Source organism: Haloferax gibbonsii (assembly GCF_001190965.1).
Taxonomy (GTDB): Archaea; Halobacteriota; Halobacteria; order Halobacteriales; family Haloferacaceae; genus Haloferax; species Haloferax gibbonsii.
The window spans coordinates 2,811,887-2,834,639 of record NZ_CP011947.1 but is presented as its reverse complement, the minus strand read 5'-3'; the positions used below and the strand labels follow the sequence as shown (position 1 = coordinate 2,834,639).

The 22,753-nt window shown below is 68.1% G+C and carries 25 protein-coding genes; 18 read left to right on the top strand and 7 right to left on the bottom strand.

All coding sequences use genetic code 11. The features are described from left to right. The first annotated feature begins 13 nt into the window (after positions 1-13). The 5 genes from ABY42_RS14440 to ABY42_RS14420 are packed head-to-tail and all read left to right on the top strand — an operon-like array spanning position 14 to position 5,113. Positions 14-583 (top strand): response regulator, encoded by a 570-nt coding sequence (locus tag ABY42_RS14440; protein ID WP_050459828.1) that lies wholly within the window; start codon positions 14-16, stop codon positions 581-583. A 22-nt stretch (positions 584-605) separates the two neighbouring features. Next, positions 606-2,657: a HAMP domain-containing sensor histidine kinase gene (locus ABY42_RS14435; protein WP_050459827.1), complete on the top strand. Its 2,052-nt coding sequence runs from the start codon at positions 606-608 to the stop codon at positions 2,655-2,657. 55 nt (positions 2,658-2,712) lie between these two features. Further along, positions 2,713-3,705 carry a PstS family phosphate ABC transporter substrate-binding protein gene (locus ABY42_RS14430; RefSeq protein WP_050459952.1) on the top strand — a complete coding sequence of 331 codons (993 nt, stop codon included), beginning with the start codon at positions 2,713-2,715 and terminating at the stop codon, positions 3,703-3,705. A gap of 44 nt (positions 3,706-3,749) precedes the next feature. Beyond that, positions 3,750-4,337, top strand: coding sequence for a hypothetical protein (locus ABY42_RS14425; RefSeq protein ID WP_004974299.1), 588 nt, complete (start codon positions 3,750-3,752; stop codon positions 4,335-4,337). Continuing rightward, positions 4,334-5,113 (top strand): RNA methyltransferase, encoded by a 780-nt coding sequence (locus tag ABY42_RS14420; protein WP_004974300.1) that lies wholly within the window; start codon positions 4,334-4,336, stop codon positions 5,111-5,113. Before ABY42_RS14425 ends, ABY42_RS14420 begins: the two co-directional genes overlap by 4 nt. 38 nt (positions 5,114-5,151) lie before the next feature. On the opposite strand, the gene ABY42_RS14415 is transcribed toward ABY42_RS14420, so the two are convergent. Next, positions 5,152-5,613, bottom strand: a complete 462-nt coding sequence (locus tag ABY42_RS14415; RefSeq protein ID WP_050459826.1) for a MaoC family dehydratase — start codon at positions 5,611-5,613, stop codon at positions 5,152-5,154. Positions 5,614-5,786: 173 nt separating this feature from the next. Between ABY42_RS14415 and ABY42_RS14410 the strand changes: the two genes are divergently transcribed. Together ABY42_RS14410 and ABY42_RS14405 are read left to right on the top strand one after the other, a co-directional pair. Further along, positions 5,787-6,707: a M48 family metallopeptidase gene (locus ABY42_RS14410; RefSeq protein ID WP_050459951.1), complete on the top strand. Its 921-nt coding sequence runs from the start codon at positions 5,787-5,789 to the stop codon at positions 6,705-6,707. A gap of 1 nt (position 6,708) precedes the next feature. Further along, positions 6,709-7,236, top strand: coding sequence for a hypothetical protein (locus ABY42_RS14405; protein ID WP_004974306.1), 528 nt, complete (start codon positions 6,709-6,711; stop codon positions 7,234-7,236). 33 nt (positions 7,237-7,269) lie between these two features. On the opposite strand, the gene gatE is transcribed toward ABY42_RS14405, so the two are convergent. The 3 genes from gatE to ABY42_RS14395 all read right to left on the bottom strand — a co-directional run bounded on the left by gatE (position 7,270) and on the right by ABY42_RS14395 (position 11,002). Then, a complete protein-coding gene (gatE, locus tag ABY42_RS14400; protein ID WP_004974308.1) occupies positions 7,270-9,144 on the bottom strand; it encodes a Glu-tRNA(Gln) amidotransferase subunit GatE in 1,875 nt (624 codons plus the stop codon). A 47-nt stretch (positions 9,145-9,191) separates the two neighbouring features. Next, the gene (locus tag ABY42_RS20115) at positions 9,192-9,356 is read right to left on the bottom strand and encodes an HVO_2901 family zinc finger protein (protein ID WP_191965854.1); all 165 of its coding nucleotides are present in this window, start codon (positions 9,354-9,356) and stop codon (positions 9,192-9,194) included. 236 nt (positions 9,357-9,592) lie between these two features. Then, positions 9,593-11,002, bottom strand: coding sequence for a class II fumarate hydratase (locus tag ABY42_RS14395; RefSeq protein ID WP_004974311.1), 1,410 nt, complete (start codon positions 11,000-11,002; stop codon positions 9,593-9,595). A 243-nt stretch (positions 11,003-11,245) separates the two neighbouring features. Here ABY42_RS14395 and ABY42_RS14390 point away from each other — a divergent pair, with 243 nt between their 5' ends. The 4 genes from ABY42_RS14390 to ABY42_RS14375 all read left to right on the top strand — a co-directional run bounded on the left by ABY42_RS14390 (position 11,246) and on the right by ABY42_RS14375 (position 15,897). Then, on the top strand, positions 11,246-12,616 hold the full coding sequence (locus tag ABY42_RS14390) for an extracellular solute-binding protein (RefSeq protein ID WP_050459825.1): 1,371 nt from the start codon (positions 11,246-11,248) through the stop codon (positions 12,614-12,616). 24 nt (positions 12,617-12,640) lie between these two features. Next, positions 12,641-13,711, top strand: coding sequence for a carbohydrate ABC transporter permease (locus tag ABY42_RS14385; RefSeq protein ID WP_050459824.1), 1,071 nt, complete (start codon positions 12,641-12,643; stop codon positions 13,709-13,711). Beyond that, a complete protein-coding gene (locus ABY42_RS14380; protein ID WP_004974317.1) occupies positions 13,708-14,667 on the top strand; it encodes a carbohydrate ABC transporter permease in 960 nt (319 codons plus the stop codon). The genes ABY42_RS14385 and ABY42_RS14380 overlap by 4 nt, the downstream gene beginning before the upstream one ends. A gap of 90 nt (positions 14,668-14,757) precedes the next feature. Then, positions 14,758-15,897 (top strand): ABC transporter ATP-binding protein, encoded by a 1,140-nt coding sequence (locus tag ABY42_RS14375; RefSeq protein WP_004974319.1) that lies wholly within the window; start codon positions 14,758-14,760, stop codon positions 15,895-15,897. A gap of 100 nt (positions 15,898-15,997) precedes the next feature. Here the strand turns inward: ABY42_RS14375 and ABY42_RS14370 are convergent, their stop codons facing one another. Next, positions 15,998-16,261, bottom strand: a complete 264-nt coding sequence (locus ABY42_RS14370; RefSeq protein WP_004974320.1) for a BolA family protein — start codon at positions 16,259-16,261, stop codon at positions 15,998-16,000. Between the two features lie 93 nt (positions 16,262-16,354). Here ABY42_RS14370 and ABY42_RS14365 point away from each other — a divergent pair, with 93 nt between their 5' ends. Beyond that, positions 16,355-16,792: a hypothetical protein gene (locus tag ABY42_RS14365; protein WP_050459823.1), complete on the top strand. Its 438-nt coding sequence runs from the start codon at positions 16,355-16,357 to the stop codon at positions 16,790-16,792. 26 nt (positions 16,793-16,818) lie between these two features. Here ABY42_RS14365 and ABY42_RS14360 read toward each other — a convergent pair whose 3' ends face one another. Continuing rightward, on the bottom strand, positions 16,819-17,142 hold the full coding sequence (locus ABY42_RS14360; protein ID WP_004969267.1) for a hypothetical protein: 324 nt from the start codon (positions 17,140-17,142) through the stop codon (positions 16,819-16,821). Between the two features lie 126 nt (positions 17,143-17,268). On the opposite strand from ABY42_RS14360, the gene ABY42_RS14355 reads away from it, so the two are divergent. The 4 genes from ABY42_RS14355 (at position 17,269) to ABY42_RS14340 (ending at position 20,963) form a co-directional block, all read left to right on the top strand. Further along, a complete protein-coding gene (locus ABY42_RS14355) occupies positions 17,269-18,189 on the top strand; it encodes a hypothetical protein (protein WP_050459822.1) in 921 nt (306 codons plus the stop codon). Positions 18,190-18,240: 51 nt separating this feature from the next. After that, positions 18,241-19,158, top strand: a complete 918-nt coding sequence (locus ABY42_RS14350) for an HhH-GPD family protein (protein ID WP_050459821.1) — start codon at positions 18,241-18,243, stop codon at positions 19,156-19,158. Positions 19,159-19,280: 122 nt separating this feature from the next. After that, positions 19,281-20,285: an alpha/beta fold hydrolase gene (locus ABY42_RS14345; protein ID WP_050459820.1), complete on the top strand. Its 1,005-nt coding sequence runs from the start codon at positions 19,281-19,283 to the stop codon at positions 20,283-20,285. A gap of 33 nt (positions 20,286-20,318) precedes the next feature. Next, a complete protein-coding gene (locus tag ABY42_RS14340) occupies positions 20,319-20,963 on the top strand; it encodes a helix-turn-helix domain-containing protein (protein ID WP_004974336.1) in 645 nt (214 codons plus the stop codon). Positions 20,964-20,976: 13 nt separating this feature from the next. Here ABY42_RS14340 and ABY42_RS14335 read toward each other — a convergent pair whose 3' ends face one another. Further along, complete coding sequence (locus ABY42_RS14335; protein ID WP_004974337.1) at positions 20,977-21,318, bottom strand: DsrE family protein; 342 nt, start codon at positions 21,316-21,318, stop codon at positions 20,977-20,979. Positions 21,319-21,416: 98 nt separating this feature from the next. Here ABY42_RS14335 and ABY42_RS14330 point away from each other — a divergent pair, with 98 nt between their 5' ends. Together ABY42_RS14330 and ABY42_RS14325 are read left to right on the top strand one after the other, a co-directional pair. Next, entirely contained in the window at positions 21,417-21,995 is a 579-nt protein-coding gene (locus tag ABY42_RS14330; RefSeq protein ID WP_004974340.1) for an NADPH-dependent FMN reductase, read from the top strand. A gap of 118 nt (positions 21,996-22,113) precedes the next feature. Then, on the top strand, positions 22,114-22,701 hold the full coding sequence (locus ABY42_RS14325; RefSeq protein ID WP_007273309.1) for a thymidine kinase: 588 nt from the start codon (positions 22,114-22,116) through the stop codon (positions 22,699-22,701). Positions 22,702-22,753 lie beyond the last annotated feature (52 nt).

Sequence of the window (22,753 nt, the reverse complement as noted above, 5' to 3'; positions counted from 1 at the left end):
GCACCCACCGATTATGACTGGCGACGGACTCCCGACGATACTCGCCGTTGACGACGAACCGTCCCTGACGACGCTGTACGAGGCGTGGCTCGCAGACGACTTCCGCGTCAGGACGGCGTCGAGCGCCGAGGAGGCTCTCGAACTCGTCACCGGCGAGTCGTTCGACGCCGCGATGCTCGACAGGCACATGCCCGGCGGCACCGGCGACGAGGTGCTGTCCGAACTCCGGGCGCGCGACCACGACTTCCCGGTCGTGATGGTGACGGGCGTCGAACCCGACACCGACATCGTCGAGATGCCGTTCGACGACTACCTCGTCAAACCGGTCGGAAAGCGGGAGGTCCAGCGGACCGTCCGCTCGCTCGTGGTTCGCGGGTCGTACAACGACCACCTCCGGGAGTACTTCGCGCTCGCCCGCAAGCGGGCCGTGTTGGAGGCCTCCTGCGACCGCGAGGCGCTCGAAAACTCGGCGTCGTACCGCGAACTCACCGCCGCCGTCGACGACGCGGAGACCCGCGCCGACGCGGCCCGTGCGGAACTGCTCGAAGACGGCTTCGAGGGGACGACTCCCGACCTCGGATGACAGACGGGAGGTTCGCTCGACCGTGACGAGACGCCTTCTGCCGCGGTTCGTCAGGAAGCGGTACGCGGTGAAGTTCGCACTCGCGCTCGGACTCGTCACGCTCGCCATCGCGGCCGTCGGCGGCTACTCGTACCTCCACGCCAACGAGGTCATCGGCGAGGAGACGCGCGACGGCCTCGTGACGAACGCCGAGATTCAGGCGCAAAACCTCGACGAGTGGCTCACCCGGATGGAGGTGCAGATGCGGTCGATATCGGAGTCCGCGGCGTTCCAGTCCGGCGACGACCGCGACATCAACCTCTATCTGTGGTCGGTGGTCGAACGCGACCGCGACATCGACGCCGCGTACTACATCGACACGAGAAACGAGACGGTCCTCACGAGCACGGGGAGCGCCAGCGTCGCCTCGGCCGAGTCGGTGACGACGTATTACGGCCGACAGGAGTTCACCGCGCTCGCCCAGCAGTCCCACGGCGACGTGGTCATCTCCGACCCGTTTCGCCCCTCGGAGGGGGCCGCACCGGTCCTCCTCTTCGCGACGACGATACCCGAGCGGCCGAACCGGGCCGTCATCGCCGTGGCGAACCTCCGCGATATCTCTGAGACACACCTCCACGACATCAACGCCGGTCGGTTCGTCGTCGTCGACGCGGCGGGCACCGTCGTCCTCGCGGAGGACGAGTCGCGGCTGTTGGAGACCGACGCGCTCGAAACGACCCGGTACGACTCGGCGTCCGGGTTCGTCCCCGGCCAGTCGCTCGGCGACTCGAAGACCGAGGTCGGGTTCGCCCGAATGGAGGCCCACGACTGGGTCGTCACCTCGCGCGTCCCCACGGGGGAGGCGTACGCCCTCCGGGCGGACATCCTCACCCAGATACTCGCGACCCTGTTCGTCGTCGGCGCTGGAGCGGCCCTGCTGGCGGCCACCATCGGACGGGACACCGTCGACGCGGTTCGGACCCTCGGGTCGAGCGCGCGGGAACTCACCGACGGCAACCTCGACGTGGCGATCGACCGCGACCGCGAAGACGAGTTCGGCGACCTCTACGAGGCGTTCGACGTGATGCGAGTTTCCCTGCGCGACCAGATTCTCGACGCCGAGCGCGCCCGCGAGGAGGCTGAGTCGGCGAGACGGGAGGCGTGGGACGAAAAGGAGGCCTCGGAGCGCCGCCGCCGCCACCTCGAACGGACCGCGGAGGCCTACGGCGAGGTGATGCGGGCCTGCGCCGACGGCGACCTCGCGGAGCGAATCGACCCCGACGAGGAGAGCGAGGCGATGGCCGAGGTCGCTCGGTCGTTCAACGAGATGATGGCCGACGTCCAAGAGCGGAACGAACAGCTTCGAACCGTCTCGAACGTGCTCTCGCACGACCTCAGAAACCCCCTCAACGTCGCGGTCGGCCGGGCGGAACTCCTCGCCGACGAGACCGAAAGCGACCACGTCGAACCGCTCGTCGAATCGCTCGACCGCATCGACGCCATCATCGACGACGCGCTCGTGTTGGCGCTCCAGCGCCGGGTCGAAGACACGCTCCCGGTCGCGTTGTCCGACGTGGCGCGTCGGTCGTGGACGCACGTGGACACCGGGGACGCGACGCTCGTCGTCGACGAGAACCCCCGGTTCGCCGCCGACCCCGACCTCGCGGCCCACGTCTTCGAGAACCTCTTTCGGAACTCGGTGGAACACGGTTCCACGGGCAGTCGGATTCCATCCGACGACGCTGTAGAACATGGTTCTACAGGCAACCGGACTGTGTCCGGTGACGCTGTGGAACACGGCGACGACGGAGTGACCGTCACCGTCGGCGCGCTCGGGGACGCCCGCGGGTTCTACGTCGAAGACGACGGCCCCGGCATCCCGGAGTCCGACCGAGCGAGCGTGCTCGAACCGGGCTACACGACGAACCGCGCCGGCGGCGGGACCGGCTTCGGCCTCCCGATCGTCCTGCAGGTCGCCGACGCCCACGGCTGGGACCTCACGCTCTGCGAGTCGGCGTCCGGCGGGGCGCGATTCGAACTCAGCGACGTCGAGCGCGTCGGCCGCGACACCGACGACGCGGCCTCCCTCGTGTGACTATATATCGCACTTAGCAACCACCATGACCGGACGCGAGAAACGACTGACCGTAATGCCACCTTGTCGGGACGACGAACCGAGTCGGCGTGCGCTTCTCGGCGCGCTCGGGGCGACGGGAGCGGTCGGGCTGGCCGGCTGTCTCGGGAGCGTCGGGTCAACTCCGACCCGGACCGCGGCCACGACGACCGACGACGACGCGCTCTCGGGGCGTATCGCCATCGCCGGCAGTAGCACGGTCTACCCGCTGACGCTCTCGCTCGGAAAGTCGTTTTCGGACGCGCACCCGGACGTGACGGTGTCCGTCACCTCGACGGGCACCGGCGGGGGGTTCGCCGACTTCTTCTGTGCGGGCCGAACCGTCGTGAACGACGCGAGCAGGGCCATCGAGACGGACGAGCGCGACGCCTGCGCAGCCGCCGGTGTCGAGCCGGTGGAGTTCCGCATCGGCACCGACGCCATCTCCGTCGTCGTCAATCCCGACGCCGACTGGGTCGATTGCCTCACGCTCTCCGAACTCGCCGAGATATGGCGCGTCGACGGGGCCTCGTCGTGGAGCGACGTGCGACCCGAGTGGCCCGACGAGCCGATTCGCCTCGCCGGCCCGACCACGGCCTCGGGCACGTTCGACTACTTCTCGGCGGCTGTTCTCCCGAGCGCGGTCCAGCGCACGGACCACCTCACGACGGAACAGGACACGGCCATCGCCAAGACCGTCCGCGAATCGCCGTACGCGATGGGCTACTTCGGCCTCGCGTACTACCTTCAGAATCGCGACGCCGTCCGGGCGGTCCCGATTTCCGAGCCCGACGGGTGCGCTCTCCCGTCGCCCGCGAACGCCAAGAACGGGAGCTACGACACGCTCTCGCGGCCCCTCTATATCTACGTCGCTCGCGAGGCGCTGTCGCGCCCGGAGGTCGCCGCGTTCGTCCGGTACTACCTCGAACGGTCCACGTCGGAGCCTGCGGTCGTCGGCTACGTGCCCGTCACGGCGGAGACGGCGTCGGCCAATCTCGACCGGCTGGACGCGCTCCTCGCGGACGGCTGACCGGCATCACGCCATTTTTATCCGCCGCTCGGCTACCTCGGCCCATGGCGAAGGTCAGCGTCGGACTCCGCGGATGGCGGTTCGAAGAGTCCGAGATATTCACCGACGAGGGCGAGTTCAAACCGCTCGACGAGATTCCCGAGGACCCGCGGGAGCGACTCATGCGCCTCGTCTCGCTCGTCGAGGAACCGTGCGACGCCTGCTATCTGGTCCACGGCGACGAGGACATACAGCAGTGCCGACAGGCGTCCATCGTCTACGGCGAGCCCCGCGAGGAGGTGCTCCTCTGTGACCACCACGAGCCGGACTTCCTCTACTGGTTCCGCGAGGAGGACGGCCGCGACTTCGTCGGCGACGCGGTGTTCGCCGACGCCTTCCACGAGTGGTTCGCGGACGGCGGTCGCGCTCCCGACGGCTACGGCGGACTGGACTACGTCGACACCGACCCCGACGAACTCCCGTCGCCGCCGGACGCCAACGAGATTCAGCGCCGGCTGGAGGAGAACTTCGTCGAGGGCGAGCGCATCAACCTCCGCGACTACGGCCCCGACGCGGACGACGAGGACGCGACGCCCCTGACCGAAGACGACCTCGACGCCGTCGACCTCGACACGGACTACCCGACGAAATGAGCGGCGACCGAGACGCCGGTACGGGCGGGGGCCGCGAGTTCGTCGTCGTCGTCGTCGAACCCGAGACGCCCGGCAACGTCGGCACCATCGCGCGGGCGATGAAGAACTTCGGCATCTACGACCTCCGCCTCGTCGACCCGCCGGAGCTGGACCCCGACGGCGAGGCGTACGGCTTCGCCGGCCACGCCCGCGAGGACGTGCTCCCGAACGCCACCGAGACGACCTTGGAGGAGGTCGTCGAGGAGTTCCACACCATCGGGACGACCGCGGTCTCCCACGAGGACTCCACCCGGCACATCCGCTACCCGTTCAAGACGCCGGTCGAAATCGCCGACTCGCTGGAGTCGGTGGAGACGAAGACCGCGCTCGTCTTCGGCCGCGAGGGGACCGGCCTCGACAACGAGGAGTTGGCCATGCTCGACGAGGTCTGTTGCATCCCCGCCGACGACCGCTACCCCGTGCTCAACCTCGGACAGGCGGCGACGATTCTCATGTACGAGCTTCGCCGCTTCACCGTCGAGGAGACGCAACTCCCCGACGTGGAGCGCGAGCGCGCCTCCGAGGCCGAAATCGAGGTCGTCTACCGCTTCTTCGACGAGTTGCTCGACGCCGTGGACTACCGCGAGCACAAGCGGACCAAAACCTCGCGGATGATGCGCCGACTGCTCGGCCGCGCCCACCCGACCGAGCGCGAGGCCGCGACGCTGACGGGCGTGTTCCGCCGCGCCGCCGAGGCCGTCCGCGACCCGGACCGCTTCCGCGACGACGAGAACTGACGCGACCCGTCTCTACTCCTCGCCGCCGGCGCGCCGCGCTACTCGTCACCGCCGCTCCGGCGGGCGAACATCACGTAGCTCACGAACGAACAGACGTCCTCGACTTCTCCGGACTCGCGCTCGGCGCGGGTCGTCGTCCGAATCTCCACGAGCCCGCGGTCGTCGGTCTCGGCGGTCGTCTCCAGCACTTCGGTTTCCACGACGAGCGTGTCGCCCGGGTACACCGGTTTCCACCAGCGGAGTTCGTCGAGGCCCTTCGCGCCGAGGGACGCCGAGTCGGCGAGGAAGCCGTCCACGAGCAGGCGCATCGTCATCGCCGTGGTGTGCCAGCCGCTGGCGATGACGCCGCCGTACATCGACTCGGCCTCGGCGCGTTCGGGCTCGGTGTGGAACCACTGCGGGTCGTACCGCCCGGCGAACTCCAGAATCTCCGATTCGGTCACGTCGTACTCGCCGAACTCGTGGGTGTCGCCGACGGCGAAATCCTCGAAGAACTGCATGACCCCTCTTCGGCCGGCCCCGTGGAGAAAGTAGCGGTGCCGGCGGTCCGGGCGGCGCGGTCGCTCGACCGCGTTCGACGACTCTGTTCCTCCGGCGCGCCAGACAGTTTTTGCGACCCGACGCCGTATCCTCACGCGAGATGGCATCGCCCCCGCGCCGCTCTCGCCTCCCGATGGTCGTCGTCGGCGTCGTCGTCCTCGCGTTCTACCTCTCGCTCAGCGCGCTCAGCGCGTTCGCGGTGGTGACGCTGTGGCGGCTTCGCCCGGACCCCCTGACCGCCGCCGTCGTCGGCGTCGTCGTCGCCGTCGTCCTCGGCTACCTGAGCTTCCGCTTCGGCACGGTGCGACTGCTCAGCCAACTCGACGCGCGGGACATGTCGCCCGGGGAGTCGCCGTCGGTCCACCGCCTGCGCGACCGCCTCGCGGAGCGGATGGACCTCGACCCGCCGACGCTGAAGCTCGCGCGTTTCTCCGCGCCGAACGCGATGGCGCTCGACCCGATGGGTCGCGACGTGGTCGTCCTCGACGCCGCGCTGTTTCGCCTCCTCGACGCCGACGAGTTCGAGGCGCTGCTCGCGCACGAACTCGCGCACCTCGAACGGAAAGACGGGCTGGTCCAGTCGCTCGTGGCGAGCGTCCTCCAGACGGTCGTCGGCGTCGGTTACCTGTTCGTCTCGCCGGTGACGTTCCTGACGACGGGCGTCGCCCTCGGCTCGGCGTGGATGCGCGGCCGGCCGGGGTCGTGGCACGAGACGCTCGCCGGGCGGCTCCGACTCCGACTGGACGAGTTCGTCGGCCTGTTCGGCTTCGGCCTCACCGTGTTCGTCCGGTCGCAGTCGCGAAAGCGGGAGTTCGCGGCCGACGCGCGGGCCGCCGAGGTGACGGGCAAGCCGATGGCGCTCGCGTCGGCCCTGCGGAAGTTAGAGCGGGCCGCTCGGCCGGGGTTCGGCCTGTCGCCGCTGTGGGTGTACGGCGAGGTCGAGGTCGAAGACCCGGTGTCGGACCTGCTTTCGACCCACCCCTCGACCGACGAGCGCGTCGAGCGACTGGCCGCGATGGCCGACGAGTCGATGACGCGAATCGAGGTGCGGTGAGATGCCCGGCTCACCCGACCCGGTGCTCGGTAATTGGCTTCTCACCCACGTCGTCGCCGTCGCCGCCGCGCTCACGACCGTCGGCGTCGTCTACGCGACTCGCGCTCGGAGCGCCCGCGGCTCCCTGATACCCGCGCTCCTCGGCGGCGGCTACGCCGTCGCCACGCTCGCCGTCTGGACCGCGGCGCGACTCGCCACCGACGCGTTCCCCTCGGGCTTCGTCGAGGACTCGCTGGCCGCGGCGGGCTTCGTCGGGTTCTCGTTCCTCTTGCTCGCCGGGTTCGTCGTCGTCGCGGCCCTGCTGTTCGCTCGCCGGGGACTGGTCGCGCCGCTCGTCGGCCTGTTCGGCGTCACGGAACTCGTCTGGTGGGCGTTCCTCCACGTCCGCGGCGAGACGGACGCGCTCGGGATGTTCCTCATCGTCGGGCCGGCGCTGTTGGCGCTTCTCCTCGTCGCGGCCGGCGTCGAGTACGCGGGCCGGTGGGGCTGGCGGCGGTTCGTCCGCGGTGGCGGGCGCTCGACGACGTGAGAACGGAGAAAAACCGGGTGCGGTCTGACGGCTTCAGGCCCGCTTTTGAATCTCCTCGCGGAGCACGTCGCTGACGATCTCGCCGTCGGCCTTGCCGCGGAGCGCGCCCATCGCCTCGCCCATGAGCGCGGAGAACGCGCCCATGCCCTGTTCTTCGACCTGGTCGGCGTTGCGCTCGACGACCTCCGCGATGGCCTCGCGGACCTCGTCCTCGGAGACGCCGGAGAGTCCGGCCTCCTCGACGGCCTCCTCGGCCGTGAGGCTCGGGTCCTCGGCGATGGTGGCGAGCACGTCGTTGACGCCCTCTTTGGCGAGGTCGCCGTCCTCGACGAGGTGCATGACCGCGAGCAGGTGGTCGTCTGTGAGCCCCGCGACGGCCACGTCGTCGCGGCGGAGTTCGGTCAGCGTCGATTCGAGCAGGCCCGCCGCGAACGTCGCGTCGATGCCGGCGTCCACCGCCTCCTCGAACAGCGGCATCTTCCGGCCGTAGGCGACCTGTTCCGCGAGGCCGGCGTCGAGGCCGAACTCGTCTTGGTAGCGGTCGACCTTCTCGGTCAGGAGTTCGGGCGTCTCAACGTCGCTCGGGTCGAGGTCGACGGTGAGCACGTCCGTCTCGGGGTACATCCGGGCCGCGCCGGGGAGCGGGCGGAGGTAGCGCGTCGTCCCGTCGTCGTTAGCGCCGCGGGTCTCCTCGGGGACCTCCTCGATGGCGACGGCGGCGCGCTCGGCGACCGCGTCGATGGCGAGGTCGGCCGTCTCGGGGTCGTCGGCGACGATGGCGACCGCGTCCTCGGGACCGGCGTCGACGGCGTCGCGGAGCGCTTCGACCTCGGCCTCGGTGACGCCGTAGGCCGGGAGTTCGTCGGTGTGGAAGATGCCGCCCGCGCCGTGGCGCTTGGCGTGGTCGGAGAGTTCGGTACCGAGGCGGCGGTCGGGCTGGAGTTCGCGGCCGACGAGGCCGTCGAAGCCGTACAGGGGGACGGCCGTGACCTTTCCGCCCGCGTCCAGCGCGCCGCGGATGACGCCCGAATCGCTGTCCTCGAACACGTCGGTCGCGTCGGCCACGTCGCCGACCGAGGCGTCCCGCGACTGGAGTTCGTCGCGAATCTCGACCAGTTCGGCCTGTCGGCCGACCTCGAAGCGGACGATTTCGTCGATTTGGTCGAGCGCCTGCACGCCCTTGATTTCGACGCGCGCGCCGTCGGCGATGGAGACGTTCACGTCCTGCCGGATGGTGCCGAGGCCGCGTTTGACCGTGCCCGTCGAGCGCAGGAGCATGCCGATGGTCTGGGCCGCCTCGCGCGCCTGCTCGGGCGAGGAGATGTCCGGCCCGGTGCCGATTTCGACGAGCGGGATGCCGAGGCGGTCGAGGCTGTAGAGGACGCCGTCGTCGCGCTCTTCGACCCGCTGGGCGGACTCCTCTTCGAGCATGAGGTCGACGACGGAGACGGGGCCCTCGCTGGTCTGAATCTCGCCCTCCTGCGCGATGAGCGACGAGCGCTGGAAGCCCGAGGTGTTCGAGCCGTCGATGACGAGCTTGCGCATCACGTGCGCCTCGTCGACGACGTTCATGTCGAGCAGTTCGGCGATCTGCATGGCGACCGTGCGCGCCTCGTGGTCGAGTTCGTGCGGCGGCTCGTCGTCCTCTTCGACCAGACAAGTCGAGTCGTAGGCGAGGTACTCGAACTCGCGTTCGACGCGGCTCTCTTCGAGCGCGGCGTCGTCGAGTTCGCCCAGTTCGCTCTTGGTCGGGTGGAGGAAGCGCGTGAACGTGCGCGCCGCCTCGTCGGGCTCGCGGAGGTCGGTCGGACACCCGCAGAACAGCTTCGTCTCGGTGTCGAGTTGCTGGTGAATCTCCAGCCCAGCCACGAGGCCGAGGTCCTCGTAGTCGTAGTCGTAGTCGGTCATTGCTACTCCCTGCGTTCGGGGGGAGTAAAAAAGGATTCAGTCTGCCGTCAGAGGCGACGAAGCCCCTCGCCGATACCTTCGACCTGTTCACACTCGGGACAGACGTACGTCCACCCGTCGTTCGTCGCTCGTCCCTCCGGGAATACGGCCCCACAACCTCGACACTCCAACATGTCTCGCCCGCGGGCCCGCTGCTCTTGCAGTCCGGCCATACTGGTATAATCGTCAAAATCAGGCTTCAAAATACCGATTTTCGAGATTTCGTGACAGTTCTTCACTCGGGGGTGACTGTCACGGCGGTGCCGGAGTGCGATTGCTACCGCGAGCCGAGTAAATATAACCGTCTCTACGACTGAACCGACTGAAATCGTCGAGCGCGCGACTCGAATCGGGACGTCCACCCGCTCGCCCCGACGTATCAAAAAGTGGACTGCTTTTCCGACCGGGCTCAGTCGTCGCCGAGGATGCCGCGATGGGTCATCTTCTCGGGGTCGAGCACCTCGTCGGCCTCCGCCTCGGTGAGGTAGCCCTCGTCGACGGCGACCTGCCGGACGCTCTTGCCGTCCGCGAGCGCCTTCTTGGCGACCTTCGAGGCCTTGTCGTAGCCGATTGCGGGGTTGAGCGCCGTCGCCAGCGCCATCGACTGTTCGACCCGCGTCTCGCAGTGTTCCTCGTTGGCTTCGAGCTTGGCGACGAACCGCTCGGCGAACACCTCGGAGGAGTTCGCCAGCAGCTTCGCCGATTCGAGGAAGTTGTGCGCGAGGACGGGCTTGTAGAGGTTGAGGTCGATTTGGCCCTCGGCGGCGCCGGCGGAGACGGCGGCGTCGTTGCCGACGACCTGCTTGTGGACCTGATTGACGGCCTCCGCGACGACCGGGTTGATTTTGCCGGGCATGATGGAGGAGCCGGGCTGGTTCTCCGGCTGTTCGAGTTCGCCGAGCCCGTTGCGCGGGCCGGACGCGAGCAGGCGGAGGTCGTTGGCGATTTTGTTGAGGGAGCCGGCGACCGTGCGGAGCGCGCCGTGGGCCTCGCTCATCGCGTCGTGGGCCGCCTGCGCCTCGAAGTGGTTGTCGGCCTCCCGGAACTCGACGCCGGTCTCCTCGGACATGTACTCCGCGGCCTTCGCCGGGAACTCGGGGTGCGTGTTCAGCCCCGTGCCGACCGCGGTGCCGCCGAGCGCGAGTTCGCCGAGGTGTTCGCGGACGTTCTCGACGCGGCGGACGCCCTTTTCGACCTGCGTGCGGTAGCCGCCGAACTCCTGTCCGAGGCGGACGGGCGTGGCGTCCTGCAGGTGAGTGCGACCGGTTTTGACGACGCCGTCGAACTCGTCTTCCTTGTCGCCGAGCGCCTCGGCGAGCGTCTCCAGCGCGGGGAGGAGGTCTTTCTCGACGGCTTCGAGGGACGCGACGTGCATGGCCGTCGGAATCACGTCGTTCGAGGACTGACCGAAGTTGACGTGGTCGTTCGGGTGGACGACGCGGTCGCCGATGCCCTCGCCCATAATCTCCGCGGCGCGGTTGGCGATGACCTCGTTGGCGTTCATGTTCGAGGAGGTCCCGGAGCCGGTCTGGAACACGTCGACGGGGAACTGGTCGTCGAGTTCGCCGGCGATGACCTCGTCGGCGGCCTCGACGATGGCGGCCGCGACGTCCTCGTCTATCATGCCGAGGTCGCGGTTGGCCTGCGCGGCGGCCTTCTTCACCACGCCGAGCGCGCGGACGAAGCGCCGCCCGAAGGTGATACCGGAGATGGGGAAGTTCTCGACCGCCCGCTGGGTTTGTGCGCCCCAGTAGGCGTCGACAGGAACTTCCATCTCGCCGAGACTGTCCCGCTCGATTCGATAATCATCGTCGCTCATGGCTCGGGGGTCGTTTTGGCAGGGGGTAAAATCCATTGGTCCGTGCGCCCGCCCCTCGTTCATGAACATTTACTCATGTTTGAATAGTTATTAATTTGTACCGTATGTAAACGCAGTCTAGCGATTCTGACCAACCAGTTTTCTGATGACAAAAAAATTTACTCGATTTCGAATTGTTGATTTGGAAAGTCTTAAGTAAATCGTGTAAAATTCATTGTCTGGACTTGTCACGGACCAACAATCATGACTGACACACCTGATTCGGACGACGTTTCTCGACGCACGTATCTCAAACTGGCCGGTGGTGCCGGAACCGCGACGTTCCTCGCGGGCTGTACCGGCGGCGGCGGAGAGTCGACGACGGAGTCCACGGAGAGTTCCGGCGACTCCGAGAGCACCGAGGAGACGAGCGGTGACGACTCCGACTCTTCGACGGAGTACAACGCGCTCGAAGTGCAGCACTGGTGGACCGGCGGCGACGGCGGCGCGGCGGTGCAGGCGCTGTTCGAGGGCTTCGAAGAGCAGCACCCCGACATCGAACTCACGGAGAACCCAGTCGCGGGCGGCGCGGGACAGAACCTCCGCGCGGTCATCAAAAAGCGCATCCTGAACAACGACCCGCCGAGCTCGTGGCAGGCGTGGCCCGGCGCGAACCTCCAGCCCTTCACGGACGCCGACAAGCTGGAGGACATCGAGGAGTCCGTCTGGGACCACAACGACATGAAGAACACCTACCTCGACGGCCCCCAGGAGGCGGCGCAACCGGCGGGTAACTACGTTTCGGTCCCGCTGAACATCCACCGCCTCAACAACCTCTTTTACAACGTCGAGGTCGTCGAGGACGCGGGCGTCGACCCCGCGAGCATCGACTCGCCGAGCGCCCTCGTGGACGCGATGGCGACCGTCGACGAGGCGGGCTACGTCGGGATGGCCCAGCAGACGAACTCCGCGTGGTCGACCGGTCAGCTCTGGGCGCAGGTGCTCCTCGGCGAGTACGGCGCGGACGTGTACGCCGACGTGACCGCGGGTAACGTCGAGGCCAACGCGGACGCCGTCCGCGACTCGCTCGACATCGTCAAGCAGTACTCCGAGTACTACCCGAACGACGCCGGCTCCATCTCGTGGCAGGATGCCAACTCGAAGATTATCGAGGGCGACGCGGCGTTCTTCCACCAGGGCGACTGGGCCGCGGGCATGTACCGCGGGCAGGATGGCTTCGAGTACGAGTCCAACTGGGACCACGTCCCGTTCCCGGGTACCGAGGGACTCTACTCGCTCAACATGGACTCGTTCCCGATGCCGACGAACAACCCGTCGCCCGAGGCGACGAAAGCGTTCCTCCGCTACGTCGGCTCGGTCGACGCCCAAGAGCGGTTCAACCCCAAGAAGGGCTCCATCCCGCCGCGCACCGACGTGCCGCAGGACGCCTTCGGACCGTTCCTCCAGAACCAGATGGACGACTTCTCCAACTCCGAGGCCCAGCCGCTTTCGATTCAGCACGGCCTCGCGGTCGCCCCCGACGCGCTCACCGCGTTCGAGGACGCGATGGCCTCGTTCATCTCCAACTACGACGTGGAGGCGGCCTACAGCGCCGTGCAGTCGGCGTTCCAGTAAGGGAACACTCCCCCATTTCCGATTATGTCAACTCACATCCTCAAGCGACTCCTGGACCGTCTGCGAGACGGCGGTCCGCCGGTTCGAACCGACGGTGGGACGGCCGCCGCGGGGAGCGAAACGGCCGGGGGCGACTCCGACCTCGGGTCGGCGCTATCGTCGCTCCGCGAGAGCGACGCGGTCCGCTCCGCGCCGTTTTGGCTCCCGCCGTTCCTGCTGATGGGATTTTTCGTCTACGGCGCTATCAGCTGGAACATCGTCATCTCCCTCACCGACTTCGGCGGGCTCACGCTGCCGACGTACGACCCCTCGACGTTCGACCTGGAGATGTACCGGCGGGCCTTCTCGGACGGCCAGTTCTGGATCGCCACCCGGAACACGTTCGTGCTCCTCATCTCGTTTACCGGCCTCTCGCTGGCCGGGGGGCTCGGCCTCGCCATCCTCGTCGACCGCGGCATCCGGTTCGAAAACTGGTTCCGCACCGTCTACCTCCTGCCGTTCAGCCTGTCGTTCGTCGTGACGGCGGTGTTCTGGCGGTGGATGTACAACTTCGACTCGGGGCTCATCAACGCGTTCCTGCGGGGAATCGGCCTCGACTTCGTCGCGTCGAAGTGGCTCACCGGCAGCATCGACACGGGCGCGCTCGGGGCGATACCGCTCGTCCCCGACACGTTCTACTTCAAGCTGTTCGCCGTCATCTTCGCGCTGCTCTGGCAGTTCAGCGGCTACGCGATGGTCGTCTACCTCGCCGGTCTGCGCGCGATTCCGAACGACCAGTACGAGGCCGCGCGGGTCGACGGCGCGTCCATCCTCCGGATGTACCGGCGGGTCATCCTGCCGCAGCTCCGCGCCTCGACGGTGAGCGCCGCGGTCGTCCTCATGGTGTTCGCGCTCAAGGCGTTCGACTTCCTGTACGTCCTGTTCGGGAGCAACCCGGGCCCGACGGCGGACATCCTCTCGACGATGATGTACCGACAGGCCTTCTCGGCCAACGAGTGGGCCTACGGCTCCGCCATCGCCGTGGTGCTCTTCGTCGTCGCGCTGACCGTGGTCGCGCCGTACCTCTACGGCGAGTACCGGCGGGGTGAACTATGAGCGTCCGCGACGACCTCGCGGAGCGCGTCGGCGTCGACCTCGAAGCCGTCGACCCGCTTCGCGTCGCCCTCTACGCGACGCTCGTCGGGCTGGTGGCGTTCTACCTGTCGCCCCTCGAATCGGGGCTGATGACCGCGCTGAAGACCGAAGCCGAGTTCGCCACGTCGCCGCCGTTCGTGCCGCCGACGGTCGAGGGCTTCACGCTCGAACCGTTCGGCGTCGCCATCGACACGCTGTCGTCGGCCATCCTCAACAGCATCATGCTGGCCGTGCCGGCGACGGTGCTGTCGGCGCTGTTCGGCAGCTTCGCGGCGTACGGACTCACGAACTTCGAGTGGCGCGGCCAACTCGGCGTCGTCGCGCTGTTCATCGCGGGCATCTTCATCCCGTACCAGGCGGTGCTCATCCCGCTGTCGCGGCTCTGGGCCATCGTGGACACGCAGTCGTTGCTCGCGCCGGTTCTCGACATCACGGTGTTCTCGGCGCAGGTGCCCGTCCTCGGGACGGTCGAACTCGCCACCCACCCGCACTACGCGAGCATCATCAACCTCATCATCACCCACACGGCGTACGGGATTCCCATCACGACGCTGCTGTTCCGAGGCTACTACAAGAAGCTCTCGACGGAGATGCTGGAGGCCGCTCGCCTCGACGGCGCGGGCGCGTTCACCGTCTACCGCCGCATCGTGCTCCCGCTTTCGATGCCGATGTTCGCGGTGACGCTCATCTACCAGTTCACGCAGGTCTGGAACGACCTGCTGTTCGCGCTCATCATCATCCCCTCGGGGTCCGGCCCCGCGGCGGTGGCGACTATCGCGCTCAACGAACTGACCGGCGGCATCATCCAGACGTTCAACACGCAGATGGCCGGCGCGTTCGTCGCCGCCCTGCCGACGTTGCTCGTCTACGTCCTGTTCGGGGACAAGTTCGCGAAGGGGGTCGCGGGCGGCACATGAGCCGACTCGCACGCGGCGCGGTCGGCTTCCGCCGCTCCCGTACCTCCCTCGTCGCATCGCAGACGACCACCACGACACGCACACAGACCCATGGCTGACCTCACGCTCGACCACGTATCGAAGTTCTTCGACGACGGCGGCTCCAAAGTCGTCGCCGTCGACGACGCCTCCGTGACCATCGAGGACGGCGAGTTCCTCGTTCTCGTCGGTCCCTCGGGGTGCGGGAAATCGACCACGCTCCGCATGATTGCGGGGTTAGAGACCGTCTCCGAGGGCGAGATTCGCCTCGGCGACGACCGGATGGACAACCGCCCGCCGCGCGACCGGGACATCGCGATGGTGTTCCAGTCGTACGCGCTGTACCCGCACATGACCGTCCGCGGGAACATGCGCTTCGGGCTGGAGGAGTCGACCGACATGGCCGACGCCGACATCGACGAACTGGTCGAGGAGACGTCGTCCATGCTCGGTATCGCCGACCTGCTCGACCGCAAGCCCGGCGAACTCTCCGGCGGCCAGCAACAGCGGGTCGCGCTCGGGCGCGCAATCGTTCGCGACCCCGAGGTGTTCCTGATGGACGAGCCACTGTCCAACCTGGACGCCAAGCTCCGCTCGCAGATGCGGACGGAGCTCCAGCGCCTGCAGGAGGACCTCGGCGTCACCACCGTCTACGTCACGCACGACCAGACGGAGGCGATGACGATGGGCGACCGAATCGCCATCCTCAACGACGGCGAACTCCAGCAGGTCGCCACGCCGCTGGAGGCGTACCACCGCCCGGCGAACCGCTTCGTCGCGGGCTTCATCGGCGAGCCGTCGATGAACTTCTTCGAGATGGACGTGCAGGGCGACGAACTCGTCGGCGACGCGTTCTCCTACGAACTCTCGGCGAAGTCCGCGAACGCGGTCGAGGGCTCGGAGCGCGTCACCCTCGGTATCCGCCCCGAGGACGTCGAAGTCATCGACGACGCGGCCGCGGACCACGCCTACGAGACGACCGTCGACGTGGTCGAACCGATGGGCAACGAGAACGCGGTCTACCTCGAACTCGGCGGCGAGCGCCGCTTCGTCGCCACCGTCGGCGGGATGCGCCGAGTCGAAGCCGGCGAGTCCGTCGTCGCCCGCATCCCCGAGGACGCGGTTCACCTGTTCGACGCGACCACCGGCGAGACGCTCCAGAACAGGTCGTTAGAGTCGGCCGACCTCGACGCGCCGGAAGCGAACCTCTGAGCGGGCCGTTGGGTTCAGTCGGGTTCAGCCGGATTCAGTCGAGTCGGATTCTTTTCGGTCGGTTCGCCGTTCGCTCAGTACGTCGGTCGCGGCGGTTCGCTCACTCCTCCAGCGCCGCGTACTCCTCGGGCGTGTACGTCTTCAGTTCCATCGCGTGGATGTCCGTCGTCATGTGGTCGCCGAGGGCGTCGTAGACGAGTTGGTGCTGCTTGACCAGCGACTTCCCCTCGAAGGCGGGCGAGACGACGACAGCGGCGTAGTGGTCGTCCTCGTGGTTCTCGTCGACCGTTCGCGGCCGCGAGACCGTCGCGTCGGCGTCCTCGATGTGCGATTCGATGAGTTCCTCGATGGCGGCGAGTTCCATGTGCGTACTGGCGGCCCGCGCCGGCAAAAAGCGTCCGGGAAGTGACGGGCGTACTCGCGGAGCTTTTTATACGGTGACGACACACCTCGGTTCGTGACTGACGCGACACCCCACGCTGGACTCGCCGAGGAGGCCGCTCGCGTGCTCCGCGACGAACACGAGCGACTGTTGACCGTCGTCGGCCAGTGCGCCACCGCCGTCGCCGCCGAGTGGGACGGCGATTCGGTGGCGGACCGCGAGCGCGTCATGCCGCCGTTCAGGCGCGCGCTCGACGGCTCCGGCGCGCTCTCTCGACTGCCGCGAGCCCTCGCCGACGCGGTGACGGCCACCGGCAGACCGATGGCCGCGCCGCCCGTCGCGGCCCCGCCGTACGTGGTCGTCACCGGCGAGGGCGTCGTCCTCCGCGCCAACCTCGGCGAGGAACGACTGGTGGTGCTCCTCCGGGCGTTCGAGGTCGTCCGCGACGGCGACGACGGCTCCCACCGTTACCGCCGCACCGACGGCGTCGAAATCGAGGCCGAAATCGTCTGAGTCGGTTCGCCCCGTCTCGACCGCGGTTACATCTGGTAGCGGCGCACGTCGTCCCGCGGCGGGGCCTGCGACTGCCCGGTCATCTCCTCGTAGGTCATCCCCGCGAGGTACTCGTCGTAGGTCACGTCGTAGCCCTGCCGGAGGTGGAAGTCGAGCTGTCCGCGGTCGAGTTCCGACTGGAACAGCGCGTGGACCGCCCGGCGGACGAGTTCGTCGGCGTCGTCGGGGTCGAACAGAGCGACGAGCATGGCGAGTTCGTGTCGCGTCTCGCGGTCGAGCGACACGTCGAGGCTGTCGCCGAGGTCTCCGTAGGCCGCGTCAACGTCGTCTGTGAGTTCGTCGAGCGTCATCGCCCGGCGATGGGGTCGTCACGGGGATACGCGTTTCGACCGCGGTATCTGTCCGCCGTGCGTCCCGCCGCCCGGTCGACGGTTCCCGACAGAAGACACTTACTGGTAATCCGGCAATTTCCGTGCATGTCCTCGGAACTCTCCCGACGGTCCCTCCTCGGCGGGCTCGCGGCCGGTTCGGCCCTTCTCTCGGGCTGTCTCGGCGGGCTCCCCGGCAATAGCTGTCCCTCCAGCTACTCGCTCGAAGCGACGGCACTCTCCGACCCCGAACTGGTCGATACCGTGACTCAGGACTTCCACGAGCACGCTGACACGGTGTCGCGTCTCGTCGCAACTGCGGTCAGCGAGGGCGAGGCCACGTACAGTACGTACCGCCATCTCCCGCTCGATTCGGGCGACTACGTCGAACACGACGGCGCGTACTACCGCGTCGAACGCGAGCGAATCGAGACGCGAGAACGCACCGCCCGCGAAGTCGGAATCGAATACGACCGAAACGAGTCGCCGACGACCGGGGCGACGGTCTTCGACTTCGACGAACTCCCGAAGGCCGACCGCGAGGCGTTCCTCGCCGCGTATCCGAGCGAGAATTTCGAGAACGGCGACGGTCCGCGAGGATTCTCGGTCGGCGGATACGCGTACGTCTATCCGGACGGTTCCGAGTCCCGACTCGTCGACGCCGGGACCGTCTGGATACGGTACGATGGGCGACCGTTCGAGGTCACCGTCGGAGAGACGCGAACCGTCACAGAAGAGACCAACAGATACACGCTCGAACAAGTCGGCGAAGACAGGGCGGCGTTCGTCGCGTTCGTTCACGGGGAACTCGTCGTTCCGCTCGACGACCTTTCGGACGCCGAACGCGCGGTGTTCGAGCGCGCAATCGACGGCGAGGTAGACGAGTGCGAACCGCTCTCCGACGACTTCGCCGCGCTCAAAGACCGGCTCGACGAGATATCGGAGAATAGAGCGACCGGCTACGGTGCCCCGCTCGTCGAGTACGAGGGAACCACGTACGAAGTGGACCTGATAAACGCGGTCGTCTGATAACCGTTCGGCATCGCCACGGCTAAACGCGGGCCGTCCCAAGCCGGGGCGATGAGCGACGCGCCGTCCGAACTCCCCGCCGACCTCGACCGCGAAGCAGTCCAGTCCGCGCTCACCGAGTGGTACGAGGCCGACCACCGGGACTTCCCGTGGCGGCGCACCGACGACCCCTACGAGATTCTCGTCTCCGAGGTGATGAGCCAGCAGACCCAACTCGGCCGCGTGGTCGAGGCGTGGGAGGCGTTCCTCGACGAGTGGCCGACGACGGCCGACCTCGCGGCGGCCGACCGCGCCGACGTGGTGGGCTTCTGGACGAACCACCGACTGGGCTACAACAACCGCGCGAAGTACCTCCACGAGGCCGCCCGGCAGGTCGAAGAAGACCACGGCGGCGAGTTCCCACGGACGCCCGACGGCCTCTCGGAGTTGATGGGCGTCGGCCCCTACACCGCCAACGCGGTCGCCTCCTTCGCGTTCAACAACGGCGACGCGGTGGTCGATACCAACGTCAAGCGGGTCCTCCACCGCGCCTTCGCGGTCCCCGACGACGACGCGGCCTTCGAGGCCGCCGCCTCGGAACTCATGCCCGACGGCGAGTCCCGCGTCTGGAACAACGCCATCATGGAACTCGGCGGGGTCGCCTGCGGGAAGACGCCGACGTGTGACGAGTCCGGCTGTCCGTGGCGGCGGTTCTGTCACGCCTACGAGACGGGCGACTTCACCGCGCCCGACGTGCCGACACAGCCGAGTTTCGAAGGGAGCAGGCGGCAGTTCCGCGGTCGAGTCGTCAGGGTGCTCGGCGAGTACGACGAACTCGGTCTCTCGGAGTTGGGGCCGCGGGTCCGCGTCGATTACGGCGGCGACACGGGCGCGGAGTGGCTCCGCGGCCTCGTCGACGACCTCGAATCCGACGGCCTCGTCGACGTCGCGGAGGGCGACGACGGCGTCCGCGTCTCGCTGGCGAAGTAGCCCGCGCTCCGTCGATGGCGCTCGCCACGGTTGTCTCGTCGCGGTCGTCTCGCCGCTCGTATTTATCCCACCGCACTAGTCCGGCACCAGTCGCACCCCTCGGTTCCGACTACGTACACTCGATGCCAACACGCGACGCGTCGTCGTTCGACCCTCGCGAAGTCGCCGAATCCGCCGAATCGAAGACCCTCGCGCTGGAGGGTGGGAGGCGACTCGCATACGCCGAGTACGGCGATTCCGACGGCATCCCGGTCGTGTTTCTCCACGGCGCGCCGGGGTCGCATCTGCTCGGGGCACTGTTCGACGCGTCGGCCGAGGAACGCGGAATCAGAGTCCTCGCGCCCGATAGACCCGGCTACGGCTGTTCGTCGCCGCGCCCGACACCCGAAGAATCGGACGGCCCGAGCCAGCGACCCGCGACACCTGCACCTGCGGAGTTCTTCGACGCGCTTCTCGACGACATCGGCGCGCAGTCGGCGGGGTTGGTCGCGTTCTCCGGCGGGAGCCGCGACGCGCTGGCTGTCGCGGCGGCGCGGCCGGACAGGGTTCGGCACGTGAGCGTCGTCGCGGGGGCGGTTCCACCGGAAGCGAGCGAGGAGACGCCCCGAACGCAACGGCTCCTGTCGTGGCTGGCGACGAACGCGCCGGCGGTCCTCAACTATCTCTTCCGCGGGCAGGCGTGGCTCGCCGGGAGGCTCGACCCCTCGCTCGTCGCCGCGCAGTACACGGCCGACGACGCGACCGGAGCGGTTCCAGACGGGGTCGCCGCGCTGGTCCGAGACGACTTCGTGGCGGCGGTCAGTCGCTCGCGGCGGGGCGTCCTCGACGACTTCCGGGCCGCGGCCGCGCCGTGGGGGATTCCCTTTGCCGACATCGAGGCCGGCGTGTCTCTGTGGCACGGCGACGCCGACACGAACGTCCCGATAGCCGGCGCTAGACGCCTCGAATCGGAGGTTCCCGCGGCTCGGCTTCGAGAGGTGTGCGGCGCAGACCACCTCCGGACGCTCCTCCGGAGTGCCCCCGGCGTGCTGGACGAGCAGCGCCGCGCCGCGGGATCGCTCGACTCGGACGCTTCGGACGGCCCGCCGGGGCCGACCGCCGCCGCCGAATCGCACCACCGCGTTTGATATACCGGACCGAAAAACGGTCGGTCGAACGGAATGAAACACGCCCAGTTCTCGGTCGACTACCCGGACCGGCTGGTCCACCCGCTCCAGCGCGGGATGATGCGCGACTCGCCGGTCGACCGGGCGGAGCTGTTGATGTGGAGTCCGACGGCCGACGCGACGACGCTGTTCTGGTTCGACGGCGACCGAGACGCGGCCGACGCGCTCGTTTCGGGCGTCGATTCGCTCGTTCGGGCGCACTTCGTCGAGGGAGCGGAGGGGACCTACGGCTTCCTCCACCAGCGCGACTACGAGTTCGCGGACCCGCTTCTCGGGGTCGTCGCCGACGCTCGAGTGATATTCCTCCCGCCGGTGGTGTTCCACGCCACCGGCTCCGTCCGGTTCGAGGCTGTCGGCGAGGTGTCGGCGCTTAGCGCGTTTTACGACGACATCGCGGCGCTCGGCGACCTCACGGTCGAGCGCGTGAAGCCCTTCGACCGGCGGCGGTCCCCCTCGCAGCTCACCGACCGACAGCGGGCCGCGCTGGAGACCGCGGTGTCGGCCGGCTACTACGAAATCCCTCGCGAGGGGTCGGTCGCGGACGTGGCTGACGCGCTCGACTGCTCGACGAGCACGGCCGGCGAGCTACTCCGAAAGGCCGAGGCGACGGTGCTCCGGGAGTTCGTCGGTTCGAGGTGACGCGCGCCGATTCCTACGGCACCTTCAGGTAGGCGTCGCCCGCCGCCTGTCGCGCCACGAGCTCGCCGACGCCCGAGGGAACGACCTCGACGCCGTCGGCCAGTCGGTCGGCGTCGAACCCGCGGCCGTCGAGCGAGTTCCGACAGGCGCAACAGCGAACGCCGGCCTCGAACAGCGGGTCGAGGCGGTCGCGGACGGGCGAGTCGGCGAGGAAGAGGAGCGCCGCGTCGCCGTTGGCGAGGAGCGTGACCTCGCCCGTCTCGACCGTCTCGTCGTCGAGCAGGTTTCGGACGTTGCGGATGGCGTGTCGCCAGTCGCCGAGGTCGGCGCTGGAGACGTGGAAGACGACGTTCACGGTTGGTTTTCGCGGTCCGGGCTCCTGTGTGTTGTGCCCGTCCGACACGCTCGACTGCGGCCGACGAGATTTTCACGGCGCTCTCGGAGATACAGGGTATGACGCAGCCACACGTGGTCGCCATCTGCGGCAGTCTCCGCGACCGCAGCTACACCCGATTGGCGCTCGAACACGCCCTCGCCGGCGCGTCGGCCGCCGGCGGTACGACGGAACTCGTGGACCTCCGCGAGTACGACCTCCCGCCGCTCGACGCCGATTACGACGAGCAGGGCGATTCGGCCGAACTCGTCCGCGTCGTCGACGGCGCGGACGCGGTCATCCTCGGCACGCCGGTCTACCACGGCTCGTATTCCGGCGTCCTCAAGAACGCCCTCGACTACTGCGGCTTCGACGAGTTCGGCGAGAAGACCGTAGGCCTCCTCGCCGTCGCCGGCGGGTCGTTTCCCGTGACGGCCCTCGAACACCTCCGGTCGGTCTGCCGGTCGCTGAACTCGTGGGTGCTCCCCCATCAGGTCGCCATCCCCCGCGTCTCCTCGTCGTTCGACGGCGACGACCTCGCGAGCGAGGACCTGCGCGAGCGGGTCGAGCGACTCGGCCGCGACGCGGTCGTCTACGCCAACATCGAGCCCGAGCCACCGACGTTCGAAAGCGGCGAGAACGTCGGCGCGGACGACTGAGAAGTCGCCACGCGCCGTTTCGAACGCGGCGCGGGTTCGGTGGACCGACCCGTCTCGACTCCCGACCGTCGCGGCAGATGAACAATCGTTTTGACCCTCCTCGTCCCCCAGTCAGGATATGCACGCCATCACGCAGAGCGGATGGATAGAGGTCATCTCCGGCTCTATGTTCTCGGGGAAGACGGAGGAGCTCCTCCGACGCCTCCGCCGGGCCGAAATCGCGGGACAGGAGATTTCGGTGTTCAAGCCCCAGCTCGACGACCGCTACGGCGAGACGACGGTCGGCTCTCACGCCGGTCGTTCGTGGGAGGCGAGCGTCGTCCCCTCCGAGGGCGAGGGCGTCTGGCAAATCGCCGAGGAACTCAACGGCGAGGACGTGGTCGCAATCGACGAGGCGAACTTCTTTTCCGCCGAGCTGGTCGACGTGTGCGAGGCGCTGGCCGCCGACGGCAAGCGCGTCGTCGTCTCCGGGACCGACCAGACGTTCCGCGCCGAACCGTTCGACCCGGTTCCCCAACTGATGGCGCTCGCCGAGTACGTCGACAAGCTCCAGGCCATCTGCACCGTCTGCGGCGAGCCGGCTACACGGAACCAGCGACTCATCGACGGCGAGCCCGCGCACGTTGACGACCCCACCATCCTCGTCGGCGCGGAGGAGTCCTACGAGGCGCGGTGCCGGAACTGTCATACCCTCCGGCGGGACTAGAGGCTAGCGTGACTACTTGGGTCGAAACCCCACGCGAGGGCCGCGACCGCGG

Coding starts and splice junctions, on each gene's coding strand:
- ABY42_RS14440 (WP_050459828.1), top strand. CDS start 14: ATGACTGGCGACGGACTCCCGACGATACTCGCCGTTGACGACGAACCG.
- ABY42_RS14430 (WP_050459952.1), top strand. CDS start 2,713: ATGCCACCTTGTCGGGACGACGAACCGAGTCGGCGTGCGCTTCTCGGC.
- ABY42_RS14425 (WP_004974299.1), top strand. CDS start 3,750: ATGGCGAAGGTCAGCGTCGGACTCCGCGGATGGCGGTTCGAAGAGTCC.
- ABY42_RS14420 (WP_004974300.1), top strand. CDS start 4,334: ATGAGCGGCGACCGAGACGCCGGTACGGGCGGGGGCCGCGAGTTCGTC.
- ABY42_RS14415 (WP_050459826.1), bottom strand. CDS start 5,613: ATGCAGTTCTTCGAGGATTTCGCCGTCGGCGACACCCACGAGTTCGGC.
- ABY42_RS14410 (WP_050459951.1), top strand. CDS start 5,787: ATGGTCGTCGTCGGCGTCGTCGTCCTCGCGTTCTACCTCTCGCTCAGC.
- ABY42_RS14405 (WP_004974306.1), top strand. CDS start 6,709: ATGCCCGGCTCACCCGACCCGGTGCTCGGTAATTGGCTTCTCACCCAC.
- gatE (WP_004974308.1), bottom strand. CDS start 9,144: ATGACCGACTACGACTACGACTACGAGGACCTCGGCCTCGTGGCTGGG.
- ABY42_RS20115 (WP_191965854.1), bottom strand. CDS start 9,356: ATGGCCGGACTGCAAGAGCAGCGGGCCCGCGGGCGAGACATGTTGGAG.
- ABY42_RS14395 (WP_004974311.1), bottom strand. CDS start 11,002: ATGAGCGACGATGATTATCGAATCGAGCGGGACAGTCTCGGCGAGATG.
- ABY42_RS14390 (WP_050459825.1), top strand. CDS start 11,246: ATGACTGACACACCTGATTCGGACGACGTTTCTCGACGCACGTATCTC.
- ABY42_RS14385 (WP_050459824.1), top strand. CDS start 12,641: ATGTCAACTCACATCCTCAAGCGACTCCTGGACCGTCTGCGAGACGGC.
- ABY42_RS14380 (WP_004974317.1), top strand. CDS start 13,708: ATGAGCGTCCGCGACGACCTCGCGGAGCGCGTCGGCGTCGACCTCGAA.
- ABY42_RS14375 (WP_004974319.1), top strand. CDS start 14,758: ATGGCTGACCTCACGCTCGACCACGTATCGAAGTTCTTCGACGACGGC.
- ABY42_RS14370 (WP_004974320.1), bottom strand. CDS start 16,261: ATGGAACTCGCCGCCATCGAGGAACTCATCGAATCGCACATCGAGGAC.
- ABY42_RS14360 (WP_004969267.1), bottom strand. CDS start 17,142: ATGACGCTCGACGAACTCACAGACGACGTTGACGCGGCCTACGGAGAC.
- ABY42_RS14355 (WP_050459822.1), top strand. CDS start 17,269: ATGTCCTCGGAACTCTCCCGACGGTCCCTCCTCGGCGGGCTCGCGGCC.
- ABY42_RS14350 (WP_050459821.1), top strand. CDS start 18,241: ATGAGCGACGCGCCGTCCGAACTCCCCGCCGACCTCGACCGCGAAGCA.
- ABY42_RS14345 (WP_050459820.1), top strand. CDS start 19,281: ATGCCAACACGCGACGCGTCGTCGTTCGACCCTCGCGAAGTCGCCGAA.
- ABY42_RS14340 (WP_004974336.1), top strand. CDS start 20,319: ATGAAACACGCCCAGTTCTCGGTCGACTACCCGGACCGGCTGGTCCAC.
- ABY42_RS14330 (WP_004974340.1), top strand. CDS start 21,417: ATGACGCAGCCACACGTGGTCGCCATCTGCGGCAGTCTCCGCGACCGC.
- ABY42_RS14325 (WP_007273309.1), top strand. CDS start 22,114: ATGCACGCCATCACGCAGAGCGGATGGATAGAGGTCATCTCCGGCTCT.